Here is a 10,203-nt window from a genome sequence, read left to right on the forward strand (position 1 = left end):
TGCCTCCGGCGACCCGCCGGTGGTACAGTGCTGGCTGTCCGGGCCGGCGGCGGCCCGCCCGCCTGCGCGCCGGTGACCTCTGGTTTTGCCGGACCCGTCTCGCCGGCTCGCTTCACCGGCCCGCTTCAAGGGCCCGTGCTGCCGGCCCGGTTCCGCGGGCCCGTCCGGCGGGACCGTTCCGCCGGCCAATGTCGCCGCCCTGCCCGATTCGCCGTCCAGCCGCCTCACCGATACCGCCTGATATTCCCATGGGAGCTTTAAGCCACCTCCGCGTTCTCGACCTGACCCGCGTGCTCGCCGGGCCCTGGTGCGCCCAGAACCTTGCCGACTTCGGCGCCGACGTGATCAAGATCGAACGGCCAGGCGCCGGCGACGACACCCGCACCTGGGGCCCGCCGTGGCTGCAGGACGAGTCCGGCCGCGACACCGCCGAGGCGGCCTACTACCTCGCCGCCAACCGCAACAAGCGCTCGGTGACCTGCGACATCAGCACGCCCGAGGGGCAGCAGCTGGTCCGCGAACTGGCGGCGCAGAGCGACGTGGTGCTGGAGAACTACAAGGTCGGCCAGCTGAAGAAGTACGGGCTCGACTATGAATCGCTGAAGGCGGTCAAGCCTGACCTGATCTACTGCTCCGTGACCGGCTTCGGCCAGACCGGCCCCTACGCCGCCCGCCCCGGCTACGACTTCATCATCCAGGGCATGGGCGGCTTCATGAGCCTGACCGGCGAGCGCGACGACCTGCCCGGCGGCGGCCCCCAGAAGGCCGGCGTGGCGATCTCCGACCTGATGACCGGCCAGTACGCGACCATCGCGGTGCTGGCCGCGCTGGCGCACCGCGACCGCACCGGCGAGGGCCAGTACATCGACATGGCGCTGCTCGACGTGCAGGTCGCCATGCTGGCCAACATGAACACCAATTACCTGGCCAGCGGCGTCGCGCCGAAGCGCTGGGGCAACGCGCACCCGAACATCGTGCCGTACCAGACCTTCCAGGCGGCCGACGGCTGGATCATCGTCGCAGTCGGCAACGACGGGCAGTTCCGCAAGTTCGTCGAGGCCGGCGGCCGGCCCGAGCTGTCGGCCGATCCGCGCTTCGCCACCAATCCGCAGCGCGTGGCCAACCGCGACACGCTGGTGCCGATCCTGGCCGAGATGGTCAAGCCGCGCACGCGCGCGCAGTGGATCGCCGATCTGGAGGCGGCCGGCGTGCCGTGCGGCCCGATCAATACGCTGGACGATGTGTTCGAGGACGCCCAGGTCAAGGCGCGCGGCCTGCGCGTGGACCTGCCGCACCCGAGCGCGGGCGAGGTCAAGCTGGTCGGCAGCCCGATCAAGATGAGCGCCACGCCGCCGCAGGCGGTCCGCCACCCGCCGCTGCTGGGCGAGCACACCGATGCGGTGCTGGGCGAGATGCTCGGCTATACGCCGGAGCGCATCGCCGAGCTGCGGGCCAAGGGCGTGCTGTGACGGGCCGATGTCGCCTGGAATGACGCCTGGAATGACGCTTGGAATGACGCTTGGAATGACGCTTGGAATGACGAGTAGAACGACGGATCGATCGGCGAGTTGATCGACAAGTCGATCGACGTATTGCGATGAATGACGAGGCGGCGGCCAAGGGGCCGGCCGTCGCCCGCACCGATTCCCCAACCCCTTCCCCACCCTGAACCGAGCCGGAGTACCCATGCAGATCGATGCCTTGCTCGCTTTTCTCCACTTCCTGTCCATCTTCGCGCTGATCACCTTCCTGGTCGCCGAGGCCGTGGTGCTGCGGCCCGGCATCACGCCGGCGGCGGTGCGCCGGGTCGGCATCTACGATCTGCTGTACTTCGGCTCCGCGATGGCGGCGCTGGCCACCGGCCTGCTGCGGCTGTTCTATGGCGCCAAAGGCGTCGAGTTCTACCTGCCCAACCCGTGGTTCCACGCCAAGATGACGGTGTTCGTGCTGATCGCGCTGTGCTCGCTGCCGCCGACCTTCCGCTTCCGCCGCTGGCGCGCGCAGGCCGCCGGCCAGGCCGGCTTCGTGCCGTCCGACGCCGAACTGAAGGCGGCGCGCCGCTGGGTCATGGTCGAAGCGCATCTGCTGATCCTGCTGCCCCTGTGCGCCGTGATGATGGCGCGCGGGCTGGGTATCCGCGGCTGAGTTCCGGCGCTCGCCCTGCCGAGCACGGGACCACGAAGACAACCAGGGTCACGAAGACCATCAACACCACCAAGACCATACGAGGCGCCGGCGGACCCGCCGCGCCCACCGATTCCCAACCTGCTGACTGGCTACCATGTTCAAGACCTTCGCCGCCAACGCGCTGAGCGCGGCCGCCCTTGTGGCGTCCGTCGGCGCCGCCCTGTTTGCCGCCCCGGCGGCCGCGCAACCGCCTGCCGCCGCCTGGCCGAGCAAGCCGATCCGCTTCGTCGTGCCCTATCCGGCCGGTGGCCCGCTCGACACCGTCGCGCGCGCGATCGGCGACAAGCTCAAGGACTCGCTCGGGCAGCCCGTCGTCATCGAGAACCGGCCCGGCGCCGGCGGCAACCTCGGCGCCGACTACGTGGCGCGCCAACCGGCCGACGGCTACACCATCGTGATGGGCGCGGTGGCAACGCACGCGATCAACCCGACCCTGTTCGCGAAGATGCCGTACGACCCGATCAAGGACTTCACGCCGATCACGCTGGTCGCGGACGTGCCCAACGTGCTGGTGATGCATCCGGGCAAGGCGGCCGAGCTGCATATCGAATCGGTGCGCGACCTGGTCGAATATGCGCGCAAGAACCCCGGCAAGCTCGACTACGCGTCCGGCGGCAATGGCAGCGCCGGTCATCTGTCGGGCGAGCTGTTCAAGAGCCTGGCGAAAGTCAGCATGGTCCATATCCCCTACAACGGCGCCGCGCCGGCCCAGCTGTCGGTGCTGTCCGGACAGACCGACCTGATCTTCGACAACCTGGCCTCGGCCAGCGCCAATATCAAGGCGGGCAAGCTCAAGGCCTTCGCCGTGACCACGCCGGCGCGCGCCAGCGCCGTGCCGGAGCTGCCGACCATCGCCGAAGCGGGCAAGGGCCTGGGCCTGGAGAGCTTCGACATCTCGACCTGGTTCGGCGTGTTCGCGCCGGCCAACGTGCCGCGCGACATCGTGGACCGCCTCAATCGCGAGATCGTCGCGATCCTGAAGACCGACGAGATGAAGGCGCGCATGGCGCGCATCGGCGCCCAGCCCGCGCCGACCACGCCCGAGCAGTTCGGCGCGCTGGTGCAGCGCGAGCTGAAGAAGTACGCGCAGATCGTCAAGGCGTCGGGCGCGAAGGTGGACTGACGTGGGCTGACCTGGACTGACGCGTCCGCGTCGATTCACCCGGCTGGCGCAATCGCGGCCCGCTGCCTGTCATGGGCAGCGGGCCGTTTCCTTTTTTGACAGGTGGGCTTCCGCGCGGACCGGTTTAACAATGTTTGCGCAAGCTGCGACGCGGTCTCTCCCATACCTTGATGCCACGCCACCGCGGACGCGCGCCTGCATCGAGACAACCACCAGGGAGACATCGTGAACGCCGGCCACATCGACTTCGACATGCCGCTGCCCCCTGCCGCCTGGCACTGTACCTATCAGGTGCGGTGCGGCGCCGATGGGACGCTGGAGCTCGGCAGCAGCTTCGGGATGGCGCTGCGCGCCGGGTTCCACCGCCTGTTCCGTATCGGCAAGACCAGTGCCGACGCGGCACGCAACCAGGCGTCATGGCGCGCGCTGATCGCGGCCATCGAGCGGCGCGGCGGCGCCGCGGTGCGCGAACGCCTGTGCCGCGCCAGCCTGGCACTGCCTGGCGACCGCGTGCCCGGGCTGACGATCGCCGACCGGATCGAGCGCGGCACCTATCTGTCGCACGCGGCGCTGCAGCAGGTGTTCGTGCTGTTCCGGCGCGCCGTGTCCGTGGACCGGGCCAATCAACGGCTCTATGCCGAGCTGATGACACCGGCCGCCACCTCGTCCTCGGCGACACCGCTGTACGCGATGCTCGATGGCATCAGCCTGGGGTTGAGCGAGACCGCCGGCGCCGGTGCGCCTTGTCCGTTTCCGGCGACGCGCGCCTACGTCGCCGAACAGCTGAAGCTGGGGCTGCAGGCGCAGACCGCGCGTGCGCGCCGCCGCGATCCGGCCTTGCTCAAGTCCGCGCTGGCCAGCTGCGCCCCTGAACTGGCGGGCCCGAACAACGTCGCTGGCCGCGACCGATGGTTGCGCGAATACGATCGCCGCCTGCGCTCCGGACCGATCCAGCATGCGGCGATGAATTCCGGCGAACGCAGGACCTGCGACCGGGAAGCCGCGGTAGCGGGACTGCTGGCCGAGCTGCGGTACGGGGAACTGATGCGCGACCTGAAGCAGAACGAAGCCCGCCTCGCCCAGGAGCGGTCGCGGCTGGCGAGCGCTGTCGGCAACGCCGAGGGGGAAGCAGTCCGGCACGGCACCGCGGCGCCGGATGCGTGCAACACCGTCGACGCTGGCGACGACACGCTGTCAGGGCTGCTGGCCGCGCGCACCAGGCTGCTCGCCGAACTGAAGGAGCGCGAGCTGTACGACGTGCTGCGCCGCTGCGATGGCGAGCTGGCATGGAACCCGCTCAACCAGGACGTGCCGCACATGCGCGCGCTGATGCAACGCCGTGCCCAGGCGCGCGCGCAGCTGGACGGCGACCTCGCGGTGCTGAAGCAGCGCGACCTGATCCGGGCCGATCTCGTCAAGGGCCTGTGCCAGGCCGTACGCCAGGAAGTCGATCGCCATACCGCGCGCGGCGAGCGCATGGACGAGTCGGGACTGTTGCGCATCGTCGATGCGAAATTGTCGGCGCCGGCCTATTTGCGGCAATTTCTCGTGGCCCGCAACCTGCAATATCTGCATGACCTCGGCCACGGCCATGATCGTGCCGCAGCCATCGCCGTGCTGGTGCGCGCCAGCGATCGGCACCCCTTTGACGAGGCCACACGGGGCGAACTCGACAGCAGCGACTTCCAATGGCTGTCCGCCGCGCTCGATGCAGGCGAAACCAATGCCGTGCCGCTCGACTACCGGCCCATGCTGACCGGCGCCCGCAAGCTGTTCGCACGCTTTTTCTACCAGCGCTGGCCGATCGCGGACATCTGCAACAGCGTCGCGGCCCTGCTGGACGACTTTGCGGAAGACCACATGCACGCGCTGCGCCAGAGCGCCAGCCATCCAGCGATCCCCCTGGAGACACGCTGGCAGGCCGGCGTGCATGCGCTGCGCGACTGCATCCGCAGCGGCGAGCTCGGGCCGCCCGATGTGATCGGCACCATCTTTCCCGCGATCAAGCCGTTCCTGCGCGAACGGCACAGGGTGATGGACCATGTGCGCCGCGAAATCCTGCTGGCCGAAGCCAGGCTGGAGGAGTTGCGCGGCCTGTATCCCGCGCTGGCGGACTGGACCGCCAGCGTGCCGGCCGGTGCGGTGGCCGCGACGCTGCTCGACCTGGCCAGCATCCAGGTTACCGGCCGGCTGATGAACGCGCACAACCGGCGCCTGGAGGCCAGGCGTCAGCAAGACACCGGACAGCAAGAGGAGCGGCTCGCGGTCGAGATCGCCCGCAGGCTGAACGCCTCTCTGCAGGAATGGTCCAGCCTGCGCGACGTGTATCGCGCCCGGATGGCCGATCACGGCATGGACGACCCCGAAGCGGACAGCCAGGTAGCGCCCCCTTCCGAGGCGCTCGAACACGGCTTCCTGCAGCAATGGGACCAGGCCGAACGGCATGCCTCGAGGACATTCGGCGAAACCGCCAATGCGCTGGAAAACCGCCTGGACGCCAACATCGCGCAGCTGCGCCAGCGATCGGTGGCGAAGATGGTGGATGCCAAGCGGGATATCGAGCGGGCGCTGCGCGACGCGCTCGAGGGCAGCAGGTCCAGGGCCGGCATGCTGGAAACGGTCTGCGATGTGCTCGAGCGCGCCGGCACGCTGTTGCCGCGCTGGCTGGCAGCGATGAACCCCCACGGCGAGATCGAGGCGAACAACGCCACGCGCCGCAAAGCGCTGGCGTTGCGCGAGGCGGCGGCGCGCGCCGTACCGCTGATTGACAGGATACGGCGCGAATATGTCGAGCCGCTCGTCGATACCGGCGATCTGCCGGACGCCGTTGCCGCGCCATACCGGGAGGACATCCAGGCGGTGCACCGGTCCCTCGATGCCCTCGCCCATTCGCTGCAATGGGTGGTCTCGGCGATACGCATCGCCGGCATGGAGGCGCCGGCCCCGCATCGCGAGGCACGCGAAGCCCGCGATGCCGGCAAGGTGGACCCCTCCAGGCTCCAACTGCAAGGCAGCAAGCTCCCCGTCAGCAAGATCGTGCTCAACCTCTATCGCGGCAAGTTGCCCCCCGTGCTCGGCTGGACGGTGCAGCAGTTGGTCAACATAGGGGCCCTGCGCTGACTCACTGGCTATTGCACTGCGCTGGCCTGCCGCGGCAACCTCAACCCCACCTGCACGATCCGGCCATCCTCCATGCGCACCGCGGTCAAGGTCAGCCCCGCAATCTCGACCGTGTCGCCCTCCACCGGCGGCGTGGCGAAGGCGTTCAGCATCGCCGCCTCCAGCGTCGACGGATACTCGCCCGGCGTCAGATCCCGCGTGCCATACAACCCGGCCACATCGCGCAGCAGCGCGTCGCCCGACAGCACGAAGTCATGCGGCACCTGCTGCCATGCCGGTGCGCGCTCCGGCGTGCGGAACAGCCGGGCCAGCGTCGGCACGCTGCTCGCCGGCGCCAGCACCGAGACCGTATCGCCGGCCTGCAAAACGGCCTGCTCGAGCGGCACCAGCGCCTCGCCGCGGGCCACCGTCATCAGGCGGCAACGCGGCGGCAATTCGACGCGGTCCGCGCGCACGCCGGTTACCGCGGACTCGGGCTCGACCTCGAACTGCATCAGGTCCATCGCCGGTGCGCGCGTGCCGTGCAGGCGTTCGCGCGCCAGCGGCTCGGGATACGCGGGCCGCAGCACCCGGCCGAGCCGCGCGGCCAGCGGCACCGTCGTTCCCTGCAGCAGCAGGCTGGCCAGCACCACGGCAAAGGCGATGCGGAACAGCAGGCCGGCATCGGGCATGCCCTGCAGCAGCGGAAACAGCGCCAGCACGATCGGCACCGCGCCGCGCAGTCCCATCCAGGCAATGAAGCCCTTCTCGCGCGCGTTGAAGCGGAACGGCAGCAGCGAGATCCAGACCGCGAGCGGACGGGCCACCAGCATCAGGAACAGCGCCACGGCCATCGCTGGCACCGCCACGTCCCAGATCCGGTGCGGCGTCACCAGCAGGCCCAGCAGCAGGAACATCGCCGACTGGGCCAGCCACGCCATGCCATCCATCGCCCGCATCGCGTCCGGGCTCACGGCGCGGTCGCGGTTGCCGATCAGCATGCCGGTCAGATACACGGCCAGAAATCCGCTGCCGCCTGCGGTCTGCACGATCGCAAACACCATGGCGCCGCCCGAACACAGCAGGATCGCCTGCAGGCCCTCGGCCACCCGAATGCGCTCCAGCACATTGGCCAGGCAATAGCCCAGCACCAGCCCCATCGCGCCGCCGACGCCGAACTGCACCAGCAGCCGCCACAGCAGCGCGCCACCGCTCAGCCCTTCCGGCGCATGGATCCACTCGATCAGCGTCAGCGTCAGGAAGATCGCCATCGGATCGTTGATGCCCGATTCGATCTCGAGCACGCTGGCGACCCGCTCCTTGAGCCGGACCCCGCTGCTGTTGAGCAGCGAGAAGACCGCGGCCGCGTCGGTCGAGCCGACGATGGCGCCCAGCAGCAGGCCGAGCTTCCAGTCGATCTCGAGCACCCAGGCCGCGAACAGGCCGACCAGCCCGGTGGTCAGCAACACGCCGACCGTGGCGAGCGCCAGCGACGGCCGCAACGCGACCCGAAAGGTCGCGTACTCCGTGCGCAGCCCGCCGTCGAGCAGGATCACGGCCAGCGCCAGATTGCCGACCAGAAAGCTGAGCCAGGTATTGGAGAAGCGGATGCCGCCCGGGCCGTCGACACCGGCCAGCATGCCGACCAGCAGGAATACCAGCAGAAACGGCACGCCGATGCGCGAAGAGAAGGCGCCGACGACGATGCCGAGGGACATCACCACGGCGCCGATCAGGATCACGTGTTCAATGCTTTCCAAACTGGCCCTTGCAACGATTACGGTGGAGGAGGCGGAGACAACCACGCGGCGACGCACCGGCGCACTGACGCACGACGCACGACGCACTGGCGCACTGACGCACTGACGCACTGACGCACTGGGCACTGGTGCAGCGGCGCTGCGGGCGCAGAGGCGCACAGGCGTGACAGCGCAGCATGACGGCCGCCGCGCCGCCGATGATAGCCGACGGCCATGTCGCCCCCCCTTGGCCCGGCGCATCCCCGTCCCGCGCGATGCGCGGGACCGCCTCTGCGCGGACCTAGGGAGATACCCTCACATTGACCAAGTTTGCAGACATCTGAAAGGTCGCTGAAAGGTGGCCCCCTTACCTTCCCCCTGCCTGCGGACGGGGAGGGTGCCGCGCGTGGTTTCGTTGCACCGCACAAACGCTGCAACGGCCCGTCGCGACGCCATGAGACCAGCGCATCGACGCGCGGCTCACAGCACCGCAAGCGCCAGTTTTGTCAAATCGAGGAGAATCATTTTGCGCATACGTAGCCAAAAGGACTTTGCCTCCGGCCTGATGTTCATCCTGGTCGGATTCGGCTTTTCCTGGGTCGCTCGCGGCTATTCGATGGGAACCGCCGCGAAGATGGGTCCGGGGTATTTCCCGTTCTGGCTCGGCGTCGTGCTTGCCCTGCTGGGCGTGCTGGTGCTGATCGGATCGATGTCCAGCAAGGGCGAGGGCGATGAACTGGCCCGCTGGGATATCAAGCTGTTGCTGTGGATCCTCGGTTCGGTAGTGCTGTTCGGCCTGCTGCTCAAGCCGCTGGGCATGGTCCTGTCGGTGATCGTGCTGGTGCTGGTGTCTTCGATGGCCAGCCACGAGTTCACCTGGCGCGGCGCGATCCTGAACACCATCGTGCTGGTGCTGATCAGCATGGGCGCCTTCGTCTACGGCATCAATCTGCAGATGCCGGTGTGGCCGGCCTTCATTACCGGCTAAGGAGCGCCAGATGGAACTGCTAACCAACCTGGGCATCGGCTTCTCGACCGCCCTGACCTTCCAGAACCTGGCCTACGCCTTCCTCGGCTGCCTGCTCGGCACGCTGATCGGCGTGCTGCCCGGCCTGGGACCGCTCGCGACCATCGCGATGCTGCTGCCGATCACCTACACGCTGCCGCCGGTGGCCGCGCTGATCATGCTGGCGGGCATCTACTACGGCGCCCAGTACGGCGGCTCGACCACCGCGATCCTGGTCAATCTGCCCGGCGAATCGTCCTCGGTGGTGACAACCATCGATGGCTATCAGATGGCGCGGCGTGGCCGCGCCGGGGTGGCGCTGGCGACCGCGGGCATGGGCTCGTTCTTCGCCGGCTGCGTGGCCACGCTGATCCTGGCCGGCTTTGCCGCGCCGCTGTCGGAACTGGCCTTCAAGTTCGGCCCCGCCGAGTACTTCTCGCTGATGGTGCTGGGCCTGATCGGCGCGGTGGTGCTGGCCTCGGGCTCGCTGGTCAAGGCGATCGCGATGATCGTGCTGGGCCTGCTGCTGGGCCTGGTCGGTACCGACGTGAACTCGGGCGCGGCGCGCTTCTCGTTCGACGTGCCGGAACTGACCGACGGCCTGAACTTCGTGGCCGTGGCGATGGGTATCTTCGGCTTCGCGGAAATCATCGCGAACCTGGAGCAACGCGAAAAGCGCGAGACCTTCACCGACAGCATCACCAACCTGTTCCCGACCAAGGAAGACTTCAGGCGCATGATCCCGGCGGTGCTGCGCGGCACCGTGCTCGGTTCCGCGCTGGGCATCCTGCCGGGCGGCGGCGCCTCGCTGGCTTCGTTCGCGGCCTACACGCTGGAGAAGAAGTCGTCGAAGTATCCGCACGAGTTCGGCAAGGGTGCGATCGAAGGCGTGGCGGGTCCCGAGTCGGCCAACAACGCCGCTTCGCAGACCTCCTTCATCCCGCTGCTGACGCTGGGCATTCCGCCCAACGCGGTGATGGCGCTGATGGTCGGTGCGATGACGATCCACAACATCCAGCCGGGTCCGCAGGTCATGACCAGCAACCCGC

General features: G+C 68.7%; 7 protein-coding genes. 6 read left to right on the top strand and 1 reads right to left on the bottom strand.

Annotation, left to right across the window (positions count from 1 at the left end; all coding sequences use genetic code 11):
- Window positions 1–248: 248 nt before the first annotated feature.
- From AC6EI8_RS19895 to AC6EI8_RS19910, 4 genes are all read left to right on the top strand, one after another.
- Window positions 249–1,469, top strand: coding sequence for a CaiB/BaiF CoA transferase family protein (locus tag AC6EI8_RS19895; RefSeq protein WP_149317839.1), 1,221 nt, complete (start codon window positions 249–251; stop codon window positions 1,467–1,469).
- Window positions 1,470–1,686: 217 nt separating this feature from the next.
- Window positions 1,687–2,145, top strand: coding sequence for a DUF2214 family protein (locus AC6EI8_RS19900; RefSeq protein ID WP_149317838.1), 459 nt, complete (start codon window positions 1,687–1,689; stop codon window positions 2,143–2,145).
- A 136-nt stretch (window positions 2,146–2,281) separates the two neighbouring features.
- A complete protein-coding gene (locus AC6EI8_RS19905; RefSeq protein WP_149317837.1) occupies window positions 2,282–3,310 on the top strand; it encodes a Bug family tripartite tricarboxylate transporter substrate binding protein in 1,029 nt (342 codons plus the stop codon).
- 225 nt (window positions 3,311–3,535) lie between these two features.
- On the top strand, window positions 3,536–6,430 hold the full coding sequence (locus AC6EI8_RS19910) for a hypothetical protein (protein WP_498382686.1): 2,895 nt from the start codon (window positions 3,536–3,538) through the stop codon (window positions 6,428–6,430).
- 8 nt (window positions 6,431–6,438) lie between these two features.
- Here the strand turns inward: AC6EI8_RS19910 and AC6EI8_RS19915 are convergent, their stop codons facing one another.
- Window positions 6,439–8,169, bottom strand: a complete 1,731-nt coding sequence (locus AC6EI8_RS19915) for a potassium/proton antiporter (protein WP_498382687.1) — start codon at window positions 8,167–8,169, stop codon at window positions 6,439–6,441.
- A 505-nt stretch (window positions 8,170–8,674) separates the two neighbouring features.
- Between AC6EI8_RS19915 and AC6EI8_RS19920 the strand changes: the two genes are divergently transcribed.
- Both AC6EI8_RS19920 and AC6EI8_RS19925 read left to right on the top strand, forming a co-directional pair.
- Complete coding sequence (locus tag AC6EI8_RS19920; RefSeq protein WP_006578403.1) at window positions 8,675–9,136, top strand: tripartite tricarboxylate transporter TctB family protein; 462 nt, start codon at window positions 8,675–8,677, stop codon at window positions 9,134–9,136.
- A gap of 10 nt (window positions 9,137–9,146) precedes the next feature.
- A partial coding sequence (locus AC6EI8_RS19925) for a tripartite tricarboxylate transporter permease (RefSeq protein ID WP_498382688.1) occupies window positions 9,147–10,203 on the top strand: 1,057 nt, incomplete at its 3' end.

It is taken from the genome of Cupriavidus sp. R6-3 (genome assembly GCF_059772245.1).